Below are 19,422 nucleotides of genomic sequence, written 5' to 3'. Positions count from 1 at the left end.
AAGCGAGCGGTGTAACTGGGCTTGGTGTGGTTAGAGTTGGCCTGCGGTGAGGCGGCCGTCGAAGGCCAGGTCGAAGGCGTTCATGGCGCCTTTCCAGCGCATGGTCCAGCGTTTACGGCCGGCGCCGGTCGGGTCGAGGCTCATGACGGCCATGTAGACACATTTGAGGGCGGCCTGCTCTGTGGGAAAGTGCCCGCGGGAGCGGACGGCCTTGCGGATGCGGGCGTTGACGCTCTCGATGCTGTTGGTCGTGCACACAATGCGGCGTATTTCTGCGTCAAACTGAAGGAAAGGCGTGAACTCGGGCCAGCTGGACTCCCAGAGGCGGACGATCGCCGGGTACTTCTTGCCCCAGGTCTCAGCGAATTCCAGGAACCGTGTCGTGGCCGCGTCCTCGGTCGGCGCGGTGTAGACGGGCTTGAGCGCCTTCGTGATCTTGTCCCAGTCCTGCCGGGCTGCGTAACGGAACGACGCCCGCAGCAGGTGAACCACGCACGTTTGCACCACAGTTCGCGGCCAGACCTCGCTGACTGCGTCGGGCAGCCCCTTCAACCCGTCACAGACCAGCATGAGGACGTCTTCGACGCCCCTGTTCTTGAGCTCGGAGAGTACTCGGAGCCAGTGTTTCGCGCCTTCGCCGCCGTCGCCGGCCCACAGGCCGAGGATGTCACGGTGCCCCTCGGCGGTGACCGCCAGGGCCACATAGATCGGCCTGTTCGCTACTTGACCATCGCGAATCTTGGTTCTGTCGACGATCTTGTGATCCGGACGGGTTGGACTCATCGCGCGAGCAGGACGCGTTTGCGAAGGAGATCGAGGCTGGCCCGGCCGAACATCTGCCGTTTCAGCATCTTCAGCCGGTTGATGTTGCCTTCGACGGCGCCGGAACTGTGGGGAAGGGACAGTCCGTTGCGGACGGCGTCGAAGTCGCGGCGGAGGTTGCGGGCGAAGCCCGCGAGTGGGGCGAGGGAGTCTCGTTCGACCTCGGTGATCCAGTCGTCGAGGCGGTCGCCGTGGCGTGCAGTCATCATGACGGCGAACTTCCTGACGTGAAGAGTGAGCCGGTCCAGCTCGGGATCGCGTTCGCGCAGCCGGTGAAGCTTTCCGGCGACCTCGTCCCGCAGGTGTTCGGGGCGAGTCATGATCCATGAGGTGACCTCACGGACCGACGGAGGCTTCGGCCCCGGATCGGGTGCATGTCCGCGCCCGGTGCGGTACTGCCGCAGGTGACGCTGGACGGCCAACTCGCCTCCGGGGTAGCCCTGTTCCTGTATCTCGCGGTAGAGCTGGGTGGCGTTTCTGACGCCACCGTTCCAGCGCCGGTGCAGGTAGCCGACATACGGGTCGACGACGTGCGCACGCTGCAGGCTTTTGGCGACGACGTCGTCCGCGGAGGGGGCGTTAACCAGTTTGCGGACGGTGGCCTGGTGCAGTCCGAGTTTCCGGCCGATCCCCGCCTTCGACATCCCCTGCTGCCACAACTCGTGGGCGGCGCATGTTGTTCACGGAACCGAGTCACGATCTTCAGCTCTGTCGGCAGCTGGACTACCTGCGGTTCGTCGGGGATGTCTGCGGGTTGTGAAGGCGGTTCGGCCAGACGGGAGCGATGACCGTTCACTGTCTTCTCGACCGCCTGGCCGAGATTGGCCCACAGATGATAGCGATCAGCGATCAGCGACCTGCTCGGCCTGCGGCGCTCCGATGCGTGCGCCCTCTGCGTAACCGCTGGACCGGTCCCGGCAGATCACCTTCACCTCGGGGTGGTCGCGGAGCCATGCGGCGAGGTCTTCGCCCTCGCGCCCCTCGTAGAGATGCAGTGGACGGTGGGTGGCCATGTCGATCAGCACCGTGCCGTAGTGACGGCCCTTGCGGAAGGCGAAGTCGTCAACACCGAGGACCTCCACCTCGCCGACCTCCGGTTCGGGCAGGGCTCTGACCAGCCGCAACAGCGTGTCCTTGCCCACGGTGATGCCGACCGCAGAGGCCCGGCCGGCCACGGCCAGTCCGATCCGCGTCAGCACCCCACGCAATAGCGGGGTCTGCCGACTGTGCGGGGTCGTCAGTCCCACGATCTGTTCGGCGAACGTCACCGCCGTGCAGGCAGTGTTCTCGCAGCGGAACCGGCGTATACGTAACTCGATCACCACGCCGAGCCCGCCCACGGCGACGTCACGCAGCTTGCGTACGTACCGGCCGTGCACCCGAGCGGAGCTTTGACCGCACCGACAGGACCCGCTCGCCGCCCGCACCCGCGTCCGCAACACCACCTTGTCCGGCCGTCGCTCGACCTCCTCGATGAGCAACGCGGACAGGTAAGGAAACAGCTCCAAAAGCACATCACGAGAGCACGCGATGCATGATTGCGAACGGTCGACACGAACCGCTCAACCGTCCGGATCACAAGATCGTCGACAGAACCCGAATCTTGACGTTGATAGCGTCAATGAAGACGACCGGGTAGACGCGGTCGAGCGGCCGGTTCTGCCATTCCGCCATCCCATCCATCACCTTGTCGGTGATCGTGCTGATGGTCGTCTTGGACACGGCCGCGCCGTAGACCTCGGCCAGGTGCGCGGAGATCTCCCCGTGCGTGAGGCCCTTCGCCGACAGCGAGAGCACCATCTCGTCGACGCCGGTCAGCCGGCGCTGCCGCTTCTTGACGATGGCCGGCTCGAAGGAGCCCTCCCGGTCGCGGGGCACGTCGATCTCGACCGGCCCGATGTCCGTCAGCACCGTCTTGGACCAGGTGCCGTTACGGGAGTTGCCGCCGTCCTTGCCTGCCGGGTCGTGCTTGTCATAGCCGAGATGGTCGGTGATCTCGCCCTCCAGGGCGGACTCCAGCACCTTCTTGGTCAGCTGCTGCAGCAGCCCGCCCTCGCCGGTGAGCTGCAGCCCCTTGCTGCGGGCCTGCTCGACGAGCTGGTCGATCAGTTTCTGCTCGACCGTCGCGGCCTCCGGCGACGGATCCGCCTGGTCATCGGCGGCCACGAACTTGGTCACGGTGTCAGTCACTTGATGTCTCTTCCATGATCATCAATTACACCGGTGAGCGTACAGACCCCCAGGACTGACGCATCCGCTCCCAGCGTTCTTCTGACCAGGGAGGGGCCTTGGCGAGTTGGCGTTGAACCCACTCGTGAACTTGCGCGGCCTCGTCCTGGCGCTGACCGTCGGCCTTGGTCAGCTGGTAGTCGGCCAACGGCACGCCATGGTGCAAGTATTCGACGTCCATCTCGATGACGGTAGGCAAGGGCGGGCACCGCCCTTGAGCGAGCCTTCACAAGCCCACTCGTTTGGATGGCGTCGACGCCTGCCGCTGGAGAGTTCACCGGCACGGTGGTACCGAGAGAACTATCCGCTGGGGGTGTCTGGTTGCAGAGGGCGTGGTCGTGGAGTAACGGTTTCCGTGTGCCCCACCTATTACCCACGGGGACGATCGTTCGGCTGAAGTGCCTTTCCGGGGCTTCAACCGAGGGCACCGCAGGGCGGGTCGAAGTCCGTCGCCGGGAAGTACCGTGCCCATTCGGTTCTGCTGATTCTCGGGTACGCGCTGTCGCAGACATGGGCGGCGACCCGGTCCAAGTCGGTGTCCCTGAGCAGGGGGGCGTTTGTCGTTCAGTGCGGAAGGCGGCTTCGTATCGCGAAGGGTGTTGTTGCCCAGTTTTGACGGCACTTGAAGCCTTGCAGTGGGACAATCGGTGTGCTTCTCCCGCTGGGGGCCTGTGACGAGGGATTTTCCCTTGCCAGGCCCGCATCGGCGGTGACGGACTCAGGGACGGTCGGGCCGGCGAGGCGGTGTGGTTTCCCCTTGGGCTGCCCGGGCGGTCGTCGGCTGGGGCATGGGCATGCTGTTGGGGTGGATGAGGCTGGTTCGCCCTCCGGGGACGGCCTGGTGTGCTTAGGCTCGCTGAGCATGAGTACGAGTACTGCTGTTGCAGAAGGCCCGGCGGATGAGCTGTCGGAGTATGACCGGTCGCTGCCGCGCAAGAGGGTCGCTGCCGGGGTGTTGTTCTTCGACGGCGAGGGCCGGGTGATGCTGGTCGACCCGGTCTATAAGGAGCCGTGGGAGATTCCCGGTGGGGCCGTGGAGTGGGACGAGTCGCCCCGGGACGGTGCCGTGCGCGAGGTCAAGGAGGAGCTCGGGCTGGCCTGGGTGCCGGGACGGCTGCTGGGGGTGGACTGGGCCGGGCCGCGTCCGGGCCGCAGCGAGGGTATGACCGCCGTCTTCGACGGTGGCGTGCTCGGCCCGGAGGAGGTGGCGGGCATCCGGCTGCAGAGCGAGGAACTGCGCGCGTTCGAGTTCGTCGGCCTCGATGGGATCCGGGAGCGGCTGATCCCGCTGCTGGCCCGTCGGGTGGAGGCGTGTGTCGACGCCCGCCGTCGCGGTGTGACCGTCTATCTGGAGAACGGCGTTGCTGTCGGGTGACCGGTCCCGGCCCTCGCGGGCCGGGACCGGCGGGTTCAGGCGACCGCGTGCGGGTGAATCTCCGCCGTGGCTGTCCGAGGGTGCGGGAGGGCAGCCTGGGCGGTGGGGGTGGTGAGGGTGCGGCCGACGGACCGCAGCAGCGAGTCGTGGATGCCGTCGGCATAGAGCAGGCCGCCGAGGTCGCCGCGGGCCTTGGCCAGCGCCGAGTCGGCCTGGAAGCCGCTCGCGCCGACCAGCAGCGACAGCTCCGCGACCGCGTGGTGGGCGGTGTCGACCGCGTGTGCTTTCACCCCGCGTGACCACATGTCCGCCTGCCCGCTGCCCGCGGTGGTGATCCGGGCGGCGGCCAGGGCCGCCAGCAGGGCGGAGTTCAGTTCGGCGTGGGTGCGGCCGAGTGTGACCAGCGTGGTGTCCCGCAGGCGGGGCAGGATGCCGGTGGTCAGCCGCGCGGTGAGGGTCGCGGTGACCTGCGAGTGGACGCCGGCGGCGGTGCCCAGCGCGGTCGCGGCGACCAGCGGTCGGAAGGCGGCGAAGTGTTCCCGGAACACCGCCAGCCCGCCGTCGGGCCCGGCGAGCAGGTCCGCCTCGTCTACGGGGACGTCGGTGAAGGACAGGCTGCCCCAGGCCCAGCCGCCGAGTCCGGCCGGGATGACGGGGCCGCGTTCCAGGCCGGGAGCGCGGGCGTCGATGACGGCCGCGGCGATGTGGCCGTCGGGGTTCTTGAAGAACACCACGAACGCGGCGGACTCCGTCAGCCGGGAGACCCAGCACTTCTCTCCGTTGAGCCACCAGCCGCCGCCCGGGCGGGGGACGGCCCGGGTGGTGATCTTCTGCAGGCGGCTGCCGCCGTGGCGTTCGGTGGCGGCGATGCCGACCAGGTCGCCGCCGGCCAGGCGGGCGGACCAGCGGCGGCGGACCAGGCCGGTGCCGTGCCGAAGGATCATGCGGCCGTGCCCGGGGCCGACCGCGTCGCGCAGGTCCAGGTCGTGGAAACCGCAGACGAAGCCGGCCAGGGCCTCGGTCAGGGCCGTGACCGAGGGGCTGTCGGTGGGGGTGTGGCCGGCGCGGACGCGCTCGGCCAGGCGCCTGCGGACGGCCAGCAGCCTCGCCGACGGTCCCACTCCGCTGGCCGGGGCGGCGGCGAGGACCTCGCTCAGGTCGCTCTCCAGGCGGTGCAGCCGCTCCAGGTGGCGGTCGCTGAGGTCCGTTAACGCGGGCCGCAGCGGTGTGATCCAGGAGCTGACGCTCTCGGTGCCGTTCATGCTCATCCTTCCCCGTTCCCGTGTTCGCGGGCTGGTCAGGTGGTCTCGGCGGTGGAGGGACGGACGCGGGCTGGGACGCCGTAGGCGGTCGCGCCGGCCGGGATGTCGCGGGTGACGACCGATCCGGCGCCGACGAGGGCGCGTTCGCCGATGGTGACGCCGGACAGGATCGTGGAGCCGGAGCCGACCTTGGCTCCGGCCTCGAAGCGGGGCGGGAGAAGGTCCGGTTCGCGGGTCGGGTCGCGCCAGATGAGGTGCTTGTCGTTGACGGTGCGGATCCCGGCGCCGAGGAAGACGTCGTCGGCGACCACGGTCGCGGAGGTGAGGTGCGAGTGGGGTGAGCACCGCACCCGCTCGCCGATGCGGCACTCGCGCTCGATGACCAGGAAGTGGCCCAGGAGACAGTCGCCGCCCAGGCGGGAGAAGCTGCGGACCAGGGTGTGGTGGCCGACGGCGGTGTTGGCGTCGATCTCGGTGCCGGCGTAGATGACCGAGCCGGACCGCAGGATGACGTTCGCTCCGATGCGGGTGCGGGCCCCCGCGCCGGGGTAGGTGCGGCCGACCGCATAGCCGAGCTCCGGCTTGCCGACCACGGCCTGCTCGTCGATGCGGGCGCCGTCGCCGACCTCGACTCCGCCGCAGATCACCGCTCCGGCGGAGATCACGACGCGGTCGCCGAGGCGGACCGGCCGCAGGGTGCCCTGCTCGTCCTGCGGCGCGAAGAGCGCGCTGGGGCTGATCCGACAGCCGGTCCCGAGCTCCAGCAGTCCCGCTGCCACCAGCTCGTGCATCCCGGACTCGTGCATGCGCGTGGTGCTGTGCTGTTCGTTCACGCGGGCCTCCAGCCATCTCGTCCGGACGCGCACCGTCCCTCGCCGCCCCGTTTCGGGCATGGCGAGCAAGCCGGTGATCCGGCATGAGGGACAACAAGGGGATGCGCCGACACTGACGACGCATTAGAACTAGGACTATCGTCTGCGCGGAAGTCCTGCGCGTCAATAGGGCTAGGACTAAGTTGTGTTGGTGACGCACTCGCCTTCTCAAGGAGGATTCATGAACGGCCCCGCCTATCGTCAGGTCGCCGCGGACCTGCGTCAGGCCATCGAGCGGGGGGAGTATCCCGAGGGCGCGGTGCTGCCGAAGATCACCGAGGTCGCCCAGAGCTATGGGATCGCCAAGCAGACCGCCCGCGAGGCCATCGCCGAGCTGGAGGCCGAGGGGCTGGTGGAGGTGGTCCGCCGCCGCGGCACCATCGTCCGGGCCAGGCCCGTCAAGCGGCGGCTGACCCGCAGCCGGCAGGTCTTCCGCGACGAGCGCGGCTACTACTTCGACCCCACCGCCCAGCCCTGGAACGCGCTCGAGCCTCCGACGATCACCTGGGGACCGGCCCCGCGCGACGTCGCTGTCCTGCTCGGCGCCGGGCAGGACGAGGACGTTCTGATCCGTGACCGGATCATGGGCGATACCACCGTGGGCAAGGCGATGCAGCTGGCCACCAGCTTCCTGCCCGCCGCCGTGGCCCGCGGGACCCGCCTCGCCGAACGAGACACCGGACCCGGCGGGATCTACGACCTGCTGGAGGACATGGGCCACCGTCCCCTGGCCTGGGAGGAGTCCGTGGGCGCCCGCATGCCCACCCCGGCCGAGGCCGGGCGGCTCGGCCTGCCCAAGGGCATTCCGCTGCTGCGGATTGTGCGGACGACCACCGGCCCGGGCGGGACCGTGCTCGAGGTCAACGACACCCGCATGTCCGCCGACGCCTTCGAGGTCGGATACTCCGTCACCCGCCACCCCTCCGCCGAACCGCCCCGCTGAACTGAAGGAAGCCCCCGGCGTCTTCGCCCTCCACTTCACCCTCGCGCCGGCCGACGGCTGAGACCACTTCCCCCCTTCATCGAGGAAGGGGGGAAGTACAGAGATACGTACCCAGTCGCGTACGACCTCGCCGTGCACCACCGCGTACGGAGTTATGTGCCCAGCCCGCGAGGGGCCGGCGGCCGGGGCTGTGTGGGAAGCACCCGGAGCCGGGCCCTGTGGTCTCACGCACGACTGTCCCCATCCGCCGTGCCGGCGGACTCCCGGCGTACCGTCGAGGTGCACAAGCGGCGATAGCGGTAGCCGTCCTGCTTTGGGCAGCGCTCGCTGCGCCCACCACGCTGACTTCTTCCCCCGTCGGCGTCGGCCGTGGCCAGGCTCCGGTCGCCAGGGCTGAACACGAGAGCGTTCACCCCACTGGTCCGACCGGTGAGCATGGCCGTTCTCCGTCGCGTGGAGGGGCCCACGGCCCGCCCCACCACGCTCACCACCCCTGCTTCCTGCCGTCGACCTTGAACAGCCCGGACGAAGGCTCGGCCAGGGTCCCGCGCTCCACCAGCCTCTTCAGCTTCGAACGTATCCCTCGACATGCCGCGGCTCGGTCCCCAGACCCAGGTGCCGGCAGACCTCTTTGCAGCGCATCGCCGCTCCCGAGGTCGCGAACAAAGCGATGATCTCCCGGTACTCCGGCGGCATCACCGTCACATCCAGCTCCGCCTCGGCCTTCACCAGCGCCACCGCGACCCCGCTACCGGCATCCCCGCCCGCGGCGTCCGCGCTCGGCACCGGCGAAGACGGCGCGGCCAGCACCTCCTCCACCGTCTCGCGTGCGATCTCCAACCGCGCCAGCCGCTCCTCGGCCCGCGACAACTCTTCAGACAGACCAGCGATCTGCTCACGCAGCCGCTCGGCCTCGCCCAGCACCTCAGCCCGCCTGGCCTCCAGCGCCTCTATCACCCTCGCTCAGCACCCGCACGCCTCACGGCGGGCTCGACCCGGGCGACGGTAGAAGTCGACACGATCAGCTACATCCCGAACCTCGGCGAATCACCCCAACGAGGCACCCTCAGAAGATCTGCACCCATCGCCGTTCGCGCCGCCCAGTAGTGCGGGGCGAGTGCATCGGGAAACGCTCCTATGGCGAGTGAGTGAACGAAGAATTCAAGCCGACATTCGACCAAAATGCACAGGTTTCGCCAGCTGGCCTGAAAACTTCCTTGCCCGAAGCGCCGTCCTCAGCGTTTTATTGATCATGCCGAGCAGTTACTTCGTTCTGGCAACGGGGGTATTACCGGAGATCACGCCAACTGGCATTTGTTTACTGTTGGTTAAGCGCAGCGTCGTGATGCGCGCTTCCGAGTTCCTCTGTTCCAATGTCCGAACTATCTGCCGGTGCGTCCATGTCGCAGCCGCACGGCCGTGACGAGCAGAAAATGGAAGAGGTAGTTCGTGCCCACAGCATTACGAAGAGCCATCGCCGTAGCCGCTGCGCTTGCAGTGGCAGGGTTCACGGCGCCGGCCGCCAGCGCCGCTGGCGCGCCGGACACTGCTCAGCCTTTGGGGGTTGTGAGCGCTTCTGCTTCGGCGCACGTGCCGGAGGTGGGTAGCTCGGCCGTCGAGCCCGAAGCGTCGTGCGATTCCATCCCTGCTGCAAATCAGGAAGCACTGGGCGGAGCCATAAAATCCTGTGTTGAGGTCAAGCCGGCGGCCGAGGCGGCCAGGTCGGCAGCCGCTGTGTCCCCGCTGGCAGACTCCTGCCAGCTTCGGCCCGGGCTGTTCACCTGGACCCGTACAGGCCCGATCTGCCAGGCCGACACCATTGCGACCTACACGCTGATCGATGACAAGAGCAAGCCCATCGGCACCGGCACGATGAGCGTCAACAGCAGTAACCAGTTCAGTGCCAGCAGCCTGACCTGGAGTGAATCCATCACGCTGACGGTGACGCAGACAACCGGCCAGGTCAAGTCGCTGAACGTGGCATTCGACGTCGGTTGCACCTCCAGCTGCTCGGCGCCGTCGAACAAGCCGTGGACGGGCATCAAGACACTCGCGGCCGGCCAGAGTGCGACCGGCTCTGTCACGTACAAGAGCAGCGTCCCCTCGGGCACACACGACAGCTTCGACACCCAGTACCACATCTACGTCGTGAGCAGCGGCGCGGTCCCCATCCAGCCCAATCTGAACTGGGGCAGCCCGCCCGAGGCCAAGATCCGCTGCGACGCGGAGTTCACCACCTCCGGTTGCGTCATCCCGGAGCGCCGCGCCTACTCCTCGTTCTCCCTGTCCGACCCCAAGCACGCTTCCGCAGCAGCCGCATACGCGTGGGCGCAGAACAACCTGCGGGGAGGTGCGCCCCTGCGCCGGGTTGCCAGTGAGACGGTCGCAGTTGCCAACCGGGAGCGGACCTGTGGCGCCAAGAGCAGTGACCCGTTCGTCGCGATGCCCAACCAGGTTCCTGACGATTCGTGTGACGAGTTCCCATTCGCCGGCACCTACGAGGGCGGCACGGATGGTGCACTGTGCGCAGACATCGTGCCGAAGCTCGAGGGCGGACAGTGGAAGTTCTACGCAGCGCGCACCGACAAGCCCGTCAAGGGCACCGAGCCGTGCATTCGTGCACATGTGTCGTCCACGGCCAACTCCTCTGCTGGCGGCGTCTACGGCTCCATGGTCAAGAACCAGCGCGTTCTGGACACTGAGAAGTTCGACATTGTCGTGACCAACTGACAGCCCTTTTTGTCGGGGCCCGCAGCGCCATTACACTGCGGGCCCCAAACCCCACCACGAAAGTCGCCTCATGAGCCAGTCCAGTAGCGGGCCGGAAGCCTGGATTACGGATCCCGGGATGCCCTCGGCGTGCCTGACCTTCACGCGTTCTCGTACCCCCGGCCAAGTACTGACGGCCTACGGCGCCGACCTTCAGGACGCACACCTGGCAAGCCGACAGGACGCCCTCGTAGTTTCGCGCGCTCCCGAGAAGGGCTCCGTTCTGCGGGCGGTGCAGCTTGCTGACTGGACCTTGTGCCTGGAGGAGGACAACATCCTTGGCGCAATGCCCCAAGCGCTTGCTTCACTCTCGAAAGGGACGGAAACGCTGTGCATCTTGCGCGGCGGGGACGGCACGCACCGGTTCGAACACTGGCGCAGCGGTGCACTGGTGGAAGCCTTCGAGCCGGGCATGGCCCATACACGGCCAGCTGCACCCCACCCCTGGTGGGACAACATCGAGCGGCGGGCAGCCGCGGGGAGCCGTCAATACAGCACCCTGCGCTACGCCCTCCAGGCCGTTGGCGACCACATCGGTGCCGCCGTCGCCTTGCGCACGGTGACCCAACCCATGCTCACCGTCTGGGTGCCCGAAAGCCATGAGTACGTGGAGGACCCTCCGGCATCTGACTCCACGGCCCTGGGGCCATTTCTGGGCATAGCCCTCCCGACATCCAACTCTCCTGCCCCGGGGCGAGGTCTGGGCAGGGTCCTACCGCCCTCCGAATAGCCGAAACCTCGACCCACGGCGTTGCCACGGGGGCTGAGGCCGTGTCAGCGCGATGATCAGCCAGCTGTGGAGCGGCCCTGGCGGAAAGCTTTGCGCAGGTGACCGTCGGCCCGCTGTGACATAGCCGCGCCGGGGCCTCGCGCCGTCTGCCGGTGCTCGGCTTCTGAAGGGCGCTTGCGTCGCCGTGCACGTCCACGGCTGTTCCGTCGTGCGGTATTCGGCCAGGTCCGATGGCTTTGTGCCATTCGTCGGCAACCCGGTCCCAACATCGCTGAGGCCTGGCTACATAAGGAGGCTGGGGTGGTGTGCTGCCGTACGCGTGGGTGATGTCCGGTCGTGTGGGGGAGGTTGTGACGGTTGCTGACCATCAACGTGACGGTGCTGCTCGCAGTCATTGTCGTCTGGCGGCTGCGGAGGCGTACGCAGGCCCGTAGCCGCGTCGACGAGAAGCTGACCGTCGTCATCGTCCTGGCGCTGGGCGTCCTGATCGCGCCCACCGCGGCGGGCCAGGGGATCTTGAACATCGTGGGACAGCTTGCGAGCGGCGTCACCCAGGCCGGCCGATGAGCCCCCGCACACGTACGGGCCGGACGGCGCCCGTCGGTGCGCACTGCAGGGCACGGGTCGGGGGAGTGGGGGAGTGATGGCGGCACGTCGACGGTGCCGGCGTTTGAAGAAGCGGACGCGCCGGCAGTTGCAGGGCTGGGGTGCGGTGGTGGCCGTGGTCGCCGCGGTCTGGGTGGCCCGGCACTGGGCGGTGGTGTGGCCGGTCTTGGTGGCCGTGCTCGCCACGGCCGTGGTGGGCGGGGTCGGATGGGCGCTGTGGCGGGCGCACCGTCTCGCGGCCGGCCAGGACCGTGTGTGGCGGGCGCGGGAGGAGGCCCGGGCGCGGGAGTTGTCGATGGCAGAGGTCGACGCGTTGTCGTGGCAGGAGTTCGAGACGTACGTCGCCGATCTGTGTCGGCGGGACGGCTGCACGAAGGTCGTCGTCAGCGGCAAGAGCGGCGACTTGGGCGCGGATGTCGTCGGCTACCTGGCCGACGGCCGCAAGCTGGTCGTCCAGTGCAAGAAGTACGCGCCGCACCGGAGCGTGTCCTCGCAGGACATGCAGAAGTTCGTCGGCACCGCCCGTCTCGAACACGGCGCGGATGTCGCCTTGTTCGTCACCACGTGCCGCTCGTTCACGAAGGCCGCGCTGGGCCTGGCGCTGCGCCAGGACATCGTGGCCCTGCACCGCGACCTGCTGGGCTCCTGGGTCAAGGGCGCTCGTCTGGAGACCCTGATCCCGCTGAACGGCAGCGGCAGCGGCGGCGGCACCAGGCAGCACCCCTCTGCCTGACTGCGGGCTGCTGTACGGGGCGGGTGTCAGGCCGGCCAAGACGGCGCCGTCAGCAGGACGACGCCGGTCACGAGGCTGAGCGCGGTCAGTGCCGGCCGACGGGTGCGGCCCGGTCCGGCACCGACCGCGATCAGCGCGACGGTGAACACGGAGACCAGGAGCCACACGGCAAGCCACCCGGTCAGGGCCGGGGATGCGCCTACGGCCCGGGAGGCCAGGTGGCTGCGCGGCCCAGCACCAGGCAGGTTGCCCCGGTCAGCAGTGCCCAGACGGCGCGGGCGGTCCATTTCGCGGTGGGGTCGGTGCCGTCGAAGTCGCGGTGCAGACGGGACCAAAGCCCGAGCCAACGGCGGTTCAGCCAGGAAGTCACCGGGCCAGTGTGCCGACCCGCCATCTCGAACGGGGCGTAGTTCCCCGAACGACCAGGTCTGCCGCCTGTCCTTCGGTGCGGGCACCCATGTCCTGGCAGCCGGCCTTGACTCTGCGCCGTCGCTCTGCCGGGCAACGGGGCCAAGGGCAGCGGGCGTGCAACACATGACGCAACGTCCGGTGTCCGGTCCCAGATATCTCCAGGTACGACGCCCCTCCGACCTGCGTTACCCGGACTTGGGTGAGACGCCCAGCGGGTCCGGCGTCCCGAAGAAGTCCGGGTAACCGCCGGTGCGATGCGCCGGTCCGGGAAGGCCACAGGGCTCGTGACCGGCACGGATATCGGGGCCGTGCCGGACTTGCGCGAGACGCCGGGGCTGATGCCCGGAGATCTCCGAGACTGCCCGGACATCACAGAGACAGGACAGTTGCGGGCCCGACCTGAACGGATAGCCGTTGCGCGACTTACCTGCCCGCGTGTTGCACTCCAAATCAACGCGCGATTGATGAGCGATTCAATGATCGATCCAATGCGCGATCAGGTATGATGTCTATTGGAGGTGACCTCTGTGTCCGCTGAGAACGAGCTGTTCAGCGCCGTCGATGCACTGCTGGAGCAAGTCGCGCAGGACGACCTGCCGGACCCTGCGGAGCGCAAGCGTCTACGTGAGGCGGCGGGCCTGAGTCAGGCACAGATCGCCACAGCGCTGGATGCCCGCCGGGAAGCGGTGGGGAACTGGGAGACCGGAAAGACGGAGCCCCGGCCGCCGAAGCGCGCCGCCTACGCCCGACTCTTGGAGGGCCTCGCCGCGCGGTTCCCCGCCCCGGCCACCGACGTGCCCGCCGATGCCCCGGCGCCCGTGGTCCCGGAGGCGTTCACCGGTCCGCCCTCAGAGCTGGTCCCCGTGCCCGCCGCTGTACCGCCCTCCCGCCTGACGACGGAGGCGAGCGGCACCGCCGGGCCCGCCCCGTCGTCGCGGCGCCCGGGTGCGAAGAAGGCGGCGAAGAAGCCGACCACCGTCGATCCACGCTTCGAGAACGGCCCGCTTGCTGTGATCGACTGCGAGGAGGGACAGGTGTCGGCGTACTGCGTCGGCGGCCTGGTCCTGGACGTGCCCGCCAAGTCCATTCCGGCGCTCGTCGACTGGACGCTGATTGAGGCCCGGCTCGGTCAGGCCCGGCTGCACCGCAACGGCCGGGACGCCGACCCGATCCTCGTCCTCACTCCGGCCGCGCTGGAGCGCTACGGTCTGCCCGCCGCCCTGTCGGAGGAGGAGCGGAATGCGGGACGGATCCCGGCCGGCCACAAGGTGGTCAAGCAGATCGAGCGGGCCGGGCTCCAGCTCACCCAGCGCGGGTTCGGGCCGTGGGCCCGCGTCTTCCGCGAGCCCGAGGGCTCCAGGCGCCGCTGCGTCCAGCTGTGCATCCTGTCCTGGAACGCGCTGGACGCCCGGGAGTGGGACAAGAAGGACGACCCGCAGCTGCCGACGATGCACCCGGCCGACCTTGCCCGCTACCTCGGCTTGTACGCGGATCGGGTGATGACGCCGCGCGGCACCACTTCGACGACCGGCCTCGAGCTGATGGTCGCGCTGCGCCCGCCGACCCGCGCGGAGAAGGACCCGACGACCGGCGAGTTCAAGCGGGCCTTCAACGACGACGCGCTCACCGCCTTGTATCCCGCGGTGGAGTGCGAGGTCCCCGACGAACACCCGGTCCTCAAGGACAAGTTCACCCGTCACCACCTGCGCACCCCGGACCAGATGCTGATGGAGGAGCCCTACGACTGGTGCCGACCGCTCACCGATGAGGAGTGCGTGAACCAGTTCCTGGTCACGGTCGACATCAACATGTCGTTCGCCGCAGCCGCGAACGGAATCACGGTCGGGCTGAACGGGCCGACCCACCTGGAGAACAACCCGAAGTTCGACGCGGCACTGCCCGGCTCGTGGCTGGTCGACCTGAGCCACGTCGACCTGTCCCGCGTACCGGTCAACGGACGCACCGTCGACGGCGACCGGCTCCCGAGCCCGTTCACGCCGAAGGGCGACCGGCCCCAGGGCCCGGCCTGGTACGCCACCCCCACCGTCGCCTACGCGGTGGAACTCGGCTTCGACGTCACGCCGATCGAGGCGCACGTGCGCACCCGGACCGGCCGCTACCTGGACGCCTGGTACAAACGCCTGCGCGACGCCTACATCACGACCATGGCCGACCTGGGCGTCACCACCGACCTGACGGGCCAGGAGTTCCTGGACGCGATGAACCGCTCCAAGAGCGTCGACCCGACCATGAACCTGCTGGCGACCGCGATCAAAGCGACGGCGAAGGGCGGCATCGGCAAGCTGCGCCAGCGCAGCCGGGGCCAGGTGCCGTACTACGAGGAATACCCGGCGCTGAAGCGGGAGACGTGGCGCCCCGACATCCGGGCCGCCGTGCTGGCGAACCAGCGCGTGGGCCTGCACCGCAAGCTGATGAAGACGGCGGCCGCCGCCGACCTGTACCCGGTCTCCATCGGCACCGACGCGATCGTCTACCCCTCGCCCGGCCCGTCCCCGCTGGACGTCCTGCCCCACACACCCGAGGGCAAGCCGGCGCCGGGCACGTTCCGGCTCGGTGTCTCGCCGGGGATGGTCAAACACCAGGGCACCCAGACCGTCCTGTGGGCAGAGCAGTTGTTCGAGGAACACGGCGGCGTGTTCAACATCGCCAACCTCATCAAGAACGACCCGACCGCCGGAGAAGGGGAGTAACCGATGGTCGACTCGCTCGCGGACAGCCTGGACCATGCGCTGGAGACGGCGTTCACCCGCCGCATCCCGCAGAGCGCCCAGGCGCAAATGAAGTACCTGGTCAAACAGCACAAGGGCACCAAGGCCGCCGCCCAGGCACTCGGGATCTCCCAGCGCACCGTGGAGCGGTACGTCGCGGGCAAGTTCAAGCGGCCCCGCCACGACCTGCGCGAGCGCATCGAGCGTGAGGTCAAGAAGCGGTGGCAGCCGCAGATCCGGGCGAAGGCCAAGAAGAAGGCCGCGAGCACCGACGGCCTGGTCGTCACCACACGGGCCCGCTTCGGCTTCACCGCCGCCCCCGGCACGACCGACGACGCCCGGATCCGCGACATCACCCAGGCCCTCCCACCGCGCTGGGCCGACCGCCTCTTCGAGGCCCGCGACGCCGGCGCCACCGAGCAGCAGCTCCAGCGCATCGCGGCCGAAGGACTCGCGGAAATGTACTTCCGGAACAACAACACCCGGGCGGCCGGCCTGGGCGTGGAGTTCACCGACATGGAGCACATCCGGATCGTGCTGTAACCCGGGCTCCATCACAAGCGCCTCGTCCCCGGCATTGAGCCGAAGCGCGATAGTTGTCACCAAGGCAGGCGTGCTGTCACTCGGGGGCTTCGGTCGGCTCCTGCAGGGGGGTGGGCCGGAGTCCGCCTGCGCAGGCCAGCACTTCCGTCGTTGAAGAGTTCAGGAAGATCGTGAACACGGACGATCTGTCCACGGAGTCAATGCGACCGGTACGCACACGCTCTTCCCCAGCCTGCCGGAGGATGTCGACAGAGGCGGCAAGGCCCTCAATTGTGTGGCCGCGCCGAGCCGCCGTGCGCACTCGAATCGCGAACACACCCGCGTGCCGGTTGGCGGGGACCAGACCGTCCGAGACATCGAAGGCGCCACCGGCAATCAAGGCGTCACGGGCAGGTCTGCATGCCGGGGTCTGTTCGCGAAGCATGGCGATGAATTCCTCGCGAGGCAGGCTGCGCGCCGGTACCCGTACGACCCACTCATCGACCTCGTGTGACAACTGCAGTGCCTCTCTGATGACAGTCCGACTGCTTCGATCTACTCCCTTCGCAGGCTATCCGGCGCCGACGCTGACAACTACTGAGCTTCGGCACAGCCATCGACCGCGACAAGAGCCCACTCCTGAACGCCGACCACAAGCCCGAGCGCATCGCCGACTGAGCCGAAGCGGGATGGTTGTCACAACGGCGGAAACCTGTTCACACGCGAGGGGTGTGCTGGTCCAGGATCGCCCGTAGCCGCTCGATGCCCCCAGCCTCATGCACGCCCCGCTTGGGCAGGACGTCGACGCACAGGATGTTGGGATCCCGGCTGAGCAGGACGAAGTGACCTGCCGTTTCCCGGTACCCCTGGAAGACGGACCACTTCTGGATCAGTGTGCTGTGCTCGGTTCGGCATGTGATCCCGGCGGGAGACACGGTGGCGCGGTACTCGCCCTGCCATCCGACGAGGCGCTGCACGTGGGCGGCTTGCAGCCGCGGGTAACCCCACACCAGCAAGACGACCGACAGGAGCACGGCCGTCGAGAACACGTCGACACCGCTGCGGACGGCGGCGGAGACCAGCCAGTTTCCTACCGACAGGAAGAGGAGTGCGCCCCGCAGTATCAGCCCGGCCCACTTGATCCGCTCGCGGACCCGCAGGCCGACCAGAGTGTCGGCAGACTGGGGCCGGTACGCCAGTTCAACTGTGGTTCGCCCGTCCACGACATTGTCAGAGGATTCCGCGTTGTTGATGCCTCGGTCGCTGTGGCCTTCGGCCATGGTCCCTCCCCGGTATAAGGCATGCGGATCATAACGAACTGAGGTTCGCACTCGGCCGGGGTCGGGGACCATCACTCGTCCGTACGAGACTGCCGGCGCCGGAGCTGGTGATCATCACCGTGCTTCGCGCAGTCCTGGTGACAGAAAGCCCGCCGATCCGGTGGTGACCAGCGTGCTTTGCCCAACCGAAACCGCAGATCAGTGGAGACCAGCGGTGACAATCATCGTGCTTCGGCTCAGGCATTGAAGCTGCCGGGGACGAGGCGTTTCACATTCCTGCGAGGAGCAGACCGTGAGGCTCGGCTCCCGAGGCGACCTCAAGCCCGGCACTCCTGCCGTAACCCTCTGTAATCCATTTCATTACATCTCATCGCGATGCAATGGAATGCAATGGATTAAGTTGGAGCGCATTGGAGCTTGTGTTTTCCTGCGTTTTCCGCAGGAGGAAGACCCGCTCCTGCGTTTCTCGCAGGAGGGAAGACCGGCGAATGCCGCTTTGCTGCTTAATGGTGACCGGGATCACACGCACGCCTGTGAGCTGCGAGTTTTCCGGTGTGGGTGTATCGCTGGTGCGCGAGAAGGTAGGCAGAGTGTAGGCAGAGTGTCGTCTGGTGAGTGCATTCCCGCATGAGCAACTACACCGATCAGCTTCTCGCCGATAGGATCCGGAGAACGCGAAAGGAGCCCTGCGTCCCAACGGGTTTCTCAGGCCTTTGAGTTGGGAGGGCTCCTCACGCGTGTCCCTGAACGCAAGCTAACGCAAGGAAACGCATGTCCGAGCCTAGCGCGAATTCAGATCCGAAGCACCCACGCCGTGTGGACAGGTGGCGCTTGTCCATCAGTACTCACCTGCGGAAATGGAGTGGGGGTCGTGGACGCGGTGTCCACCACCACTTCCTGCAGGGCGTCGCCTACAGGCTGGGCAGCGGCGCTGTGACGCTGCTGATCTTGTGGTGGGAGACGCGGCACTGACTGGACCGCGGGCCCGCACTGCGGGCGGCCATCATCCCGACGAGACGGTGCGCCGACGTGCCCACCAGGACTGGCCGCGCCCCACCTCCTTGACACTGCACCAGGGCTGTTACTCACTTTCGGGTGACGGCCCCCGCGGTGCCGGGGTGGCGTGGTGTGACGGCTGCGGGCACTGAACCAACTCCTGCACGGGGGTGGGATCGTGTCGGGTCGTCAACCTCGGGCATCAGCGGCATACATGGATGAGGCAGTCGAGAGTCACAGGAATATGGGTAACCAGTAACACAGTCCATGTTTTCTACCCAACTCCTGCACGGGGTGGACAGAGTGTGGGTGTGCGGCCAGTCCGGCCGCCACCCGCACACCGCACCGACTCCCACAGCGACCGGAAGGCCGTTTACGGGGGAGTGGCGCCCGCACCTTCAGGGGGACTTCTTGTCCGCTTCTGCTTCTGTCACCGCCCGTCGTCTGGCCGCCGGAGCGCTCGCGGCCGGTGCTCTGGTCTCGGTGGCGGCGCTGCCGGCATCCGCTGCCGGCCACGCGCGTCCGCAGCACCCGAAGGTGGAGATCTCCGCTGTCCAGTACGACTCCCCGGGACGCGACGACCGCTCCAACCGCTCACTGAACAAGGAGTGGGTGGAACTCACCAACACCACCCGCAACGGCGTGGACCTCGACGGCTGGACGCTGGAGGACGAGTCGGGGCACACCTACACCTTCGACGACTACCGCCTGGCCGGCCGTGCCACGGTCCGTATCCACACCGGTGAGGGCCGCGACACCCGCACCGACCTCTACCAGGACCGCCGCAACTACGTGTGGAACAACGACCGGGACACGGCCACCCTGCGCAACGACCACGGCCGCTTCATCGACGACGAGTCCTGGGGCCGCGACCACGACCGCGACCACCGGGGCGACGCCCGCCGCCGCGCCTGACACCCGCCCAAGCAGGTGAGCGGCGGCGCGTCGGGCCCACAACGGCCCGGCGCGCCGCCGCCTGGTCATGGTTCGTGGTGAAGCACCGCAGCAGTTCCGGGTGGCTATGTAGCAGACCAAAGCCCAGGCTGGGCGAGCCGATGCCCGCTGAGGGAGTCCGGCCTCAGAACGGATGCGGCAGAGGCCAGCTGCATTGACGCCGCACCACGGGCCGCGGTGTTCATCGCA

Annotated in this window: 19 protein-coding genes and 2 pseudogenes; 9 read left to right on the top strand and 12 right to left on the bottom strand. The window is 68.1% G+C overall.

Features of this window, described 5'->3' with window-relative positions; genetic code table 11:
* Positions 1–30: 30 nt before the first annotated feature.
* The 5 genes and pseudogenes from QA861_RS00580 to QA861_RS00560 all read right to left on the bottom strand — a co-directional run.
* Positions 31–741, bottom strand: a pseudogene (locus tag QA861_RS00580) (IS256 family transposase); the annotation flags it as partial.
* Positions 742–779: 38 nt separating this feature from the next.
* Positions 780–1,142 (bottom strand): transposase, encoded by a 363-nt coding sequence (locus tag QA861_RS46925; RefSeq protein WP_443041534.1) that lies wholly within the window; start codon positions 1,140–1,142, stop codon positions 780–782.
* 522 nt (positions 1,143–1,664) lie between these two features.
* Complete coding sequence (locus QA861_RS00570; protein ID WP_334586194.1) at positions 1,665–2,330, bottom strand: ISL3 family transposase; 666 nt, start codon at positions 2,328–2,330, stop codon at positions 1,665–1,667.
* A gap of 88 nt (positions 2,331–2,418) precedes the next feature.
* Positions 2,419–2,931, bottom strand: a pseudogene (locus QA861_RS00565) (transposase); the annotation flags it as partial.
* Positions 2,932–3,037: 106 nt separating this feature from the next.
* The gene (locus QA861_RS00560) at positions 3,038–3,232 is read right to left on the bottom strand and encodes a hypothetical protein (RefSeq protein WP_334586193.1); all 195 of its coding nucleotides are present in this window, start codon (positions 3,230–3,232) and stop codon (positions 3,038–3,040) included.
* A 681-nt stretch (positions 3,233–3,913) separates the two neighbouring features.
* Between QA861_RS00560 and QA861_RS00555 the strand changes: the two genes are divergently transcribed.
* Positions 3,914–4,426: an NUDIX domain-containing protein gene (locus tag QA861_RS00555; protein ID WP_334586192.1), complete on the top strand. Its 513-nt coding sequence runs from the start codon at positions 3,914–3,916 to the stop codon at positions 4,424–4,426.
* A 35-nt stretch (positions 4,427–4,461) separates the two neighbouring features.
* Here the strand turns inward: QA861_RS00555 and QA861_RS00550 are convergent, their stop codons facing one another.
* Together QA861_RS00550 and QA861_RS00545 are read right to left on the bottom strand one after the other, a co-directional pair.
* Complete coding sequence (locus QA861_RS00550; RefSeq protein ID WP_334586191.1) at positions 4,462–5,688, bottom strand: acyl-CoA dehydrogenase family protein; 1,227 nt, start codon at positions 5,686–5,688, stop codon at positions 4,462–4,464.
* Positions 5,689–5,723: 35 nt separating this feature from the next.
* Complete coding sequence (locus QA861_RS00545; RefSeq protein ID WP_334586190.1) at positions 5,724–6,521, bottom strand: N-acetyltransferase; 798 nt, start codon at positions 6,519–6,521, stop codon at positions 5,724–5,726.
* A 220-nt stretch (positions 6,522–6,741) separates the two neighbouring features.
* Here QA861_RS00545 and QA861_RS00540 point away from each other — a divergent pair, with 220 nt between their 5' ends.
* The gene (locus tag QA861_RS00540) at positions 6,742–7,503 is read left to right on the top strand and encodes a GntR family transcriptional regulator (RefSeq protein ID WP_334586189.1); all 762 of its coding nucleotides are present in this window, start codon (positions 6,742–6,744) and stop codon (positions 7,501–7,503) included.
* Positions 7,504–8,067: 564 nt separating this feature from the next.
* Here the strand turns inward: QA861_RS00540 and QA861_RS00535 are convergent.
* Positions 8,068–8,460, bottom strand: a complete 393-nt coding sequence (locus QA861_RS00535) for a hypothetical protein (RefSeq protein ID WP_334586188.1) — start codon at positions 8,458–8,460, stop codon at positions 8,068–8,070.
* Between the two features lie 492 nt (positions 8,461–8,952).
* On the opposite strand from QA861_RS00535, the gene QA861_RS00530 reads away from it, so the two are divergent.
* The 4 genes from QA861_RS00530 (at position 8,953) to QA861_RS00515 (ending at position 12,341) form a co-directional block, all read left to right on the top strand.
* Positions 8,953–10,233 carry a NucA/NucB deoxyribonuclease domain-containing protein gene (locus QA861_RS00530; protein WP_334586187.1) on the top strand — a complete coding sequence of 427 codons (1,281 nt, stop codon included), beginning with the start codon at positions 8,953–8,955 and terminating at the stop codon, positions 10,231–10,233.
* Positions 10,234–10,303: 70 nt separating this feature from the next.
* A complete protein-coding gene (locus QA861_RS00525) occupies positions 10,304–11,002 on the top strand; it encodes a DUF6461 domain-containing protein (RefSeq protein WP_334586186.1) in 699 nt (232 codons plus the stop codon).
* A 357-nt stretch (positions 11,003–11,359) separates the two neighbouring features.
* Positions 11,360–11,569: a hypothetical protein gene (locus QA861_RS00520; RefSeq protein ID WP_334586185.1), complete on the top strand. Its 210-nt coding sequence runs from the start codon at positions 11,360–11,362 to the stop codon at positions 11,567–11,569.
* 76 nt (positions 11,570–11,645) lie between these two features.
* On the top strand, positions 11,646–12,341 hold the full coding sequence (locus tag QA861_RS00515; protein ID WP_334586184.1) for a restriction endonuclease: 696 nt from the start codon (positions 11,646–11,648) through the stop codon (positions 12,339–12,341).
* Positions 12,342–12,367: 26 nt separating this feature from the next.
* Here QA861_RS00515 and QA861_RS00510 read toward each other — a convergent pair whose 3' ends face one another.
* Both QA861_RS00510 and QA861_RS00505 read right to left on the bottom strand, forming a co-directional pair.
* Positions 12,368–12,508 (bottom strand): hypothetical protein, encoded by a 141-nt coding sequence (locus QA861_RS00510; protein ID WP_334586183.1) that lies wholly within the window; start codon positions 12,506–12,508, stop codon positions 12,368–12,370.
* Between the two features lie 32 nt (positions 12,509–12,540).
* On the bottom strand, positions 12,541–12,711 hold the full coding sequence (locus QA861_RS00505; protein WP_334586182.1) for a hypothetical protein: 171 nt from the start codon (positions 12,709–12,711) through the stop codon (positions 12,541–12,543).
* A gap of 568 nt (positions 12,712–13,279) precedes the next feature.
* Between QA861_RS00505 and tap the strand changes: the two genes are divergently transcribed.
* Positions 13,280–15,463 carry a telomere-associated protein Tap gene (gene tap / locus QA861_RS00500; protein WP_334586181.1) on the top strand — a complete coding sequence of 728 codons (2,184 nt, stop codon included), beginning with the start codon at positions 13,280–13,282 and terminating at the stop codon, positions 15,461–15,463.
* Between the two features lie 3 nt (positions 15,464–15,466).
* A complete protein-coding gene (tpg, locus tag QA861_RS00495; protein WP_334586180.1) occupies positions 15,467–16,024 on the top strand; it encodes a telomere-protecting terminal protein Tpg in 558 nt (185 codons plus the stop codon).
* A gap of 76 nt (positions 16,025–16,100) precedes the next feature.
* Here tpg and QA861_RS00490 read toward each other — a convergent pair whose 3' ends face one another.
* Together QA861_RS00490 and QA861_RS00485 are read right to left on the bottom strand one after the other, a co-directional pair.
* The gene (locus tag QA861_RS00490; protein WP_334586179.1) at positions 16,101–16,448 is read right to left on the bottom strand and encodes a hypothetical protein; all 348 of its coding nucleotides are present in this window, start codon (positions 16,446–16,448) and stop codon (positions 16,101–16,103) included.
* Between the two features lie 271 nt (positions 16,449–16,719).
* Complete coding sequence (locus QA861_RS00485; protein ID WP_334586178.1) at positions 16,720–17,283, bottom strand: YcxB family protein; 564 nt, start codon at positions 17,281–17,283, stop codon at positions 16,720–16,722.
* Between the two features lie 1,407 nt (positions 17,284–18,690).
* Between QA861_RS00485 and QA861_RS00480 the strand changes: the two genes are divergently transcribed.
* The gene (locus QA861_RS00480; protein WP_334586177.1) at positions 18,691–19,194 is read left to right on the top strand and encodes a lamin tail domain-containing protein; all 504 of its coding nucleotides are present in this window, start codon (positions 18,691–18,693) and stop codon (positions 19,192–19,194) included.
* Positions 19,195–19,422 lie beyond the last annotated feature (228 nt).

The organism is Streptomyces sp. B21-083 (assembly GCF_036898825.1).
Lineage (GTDB): Bacteria > Actinomycetota > Actinomycetes > Streptomycetales > Streptomycetaceae > Streptomyces.
This window is presented reverse-complemented; position numbering and strand designations above follow the sequence as displayed.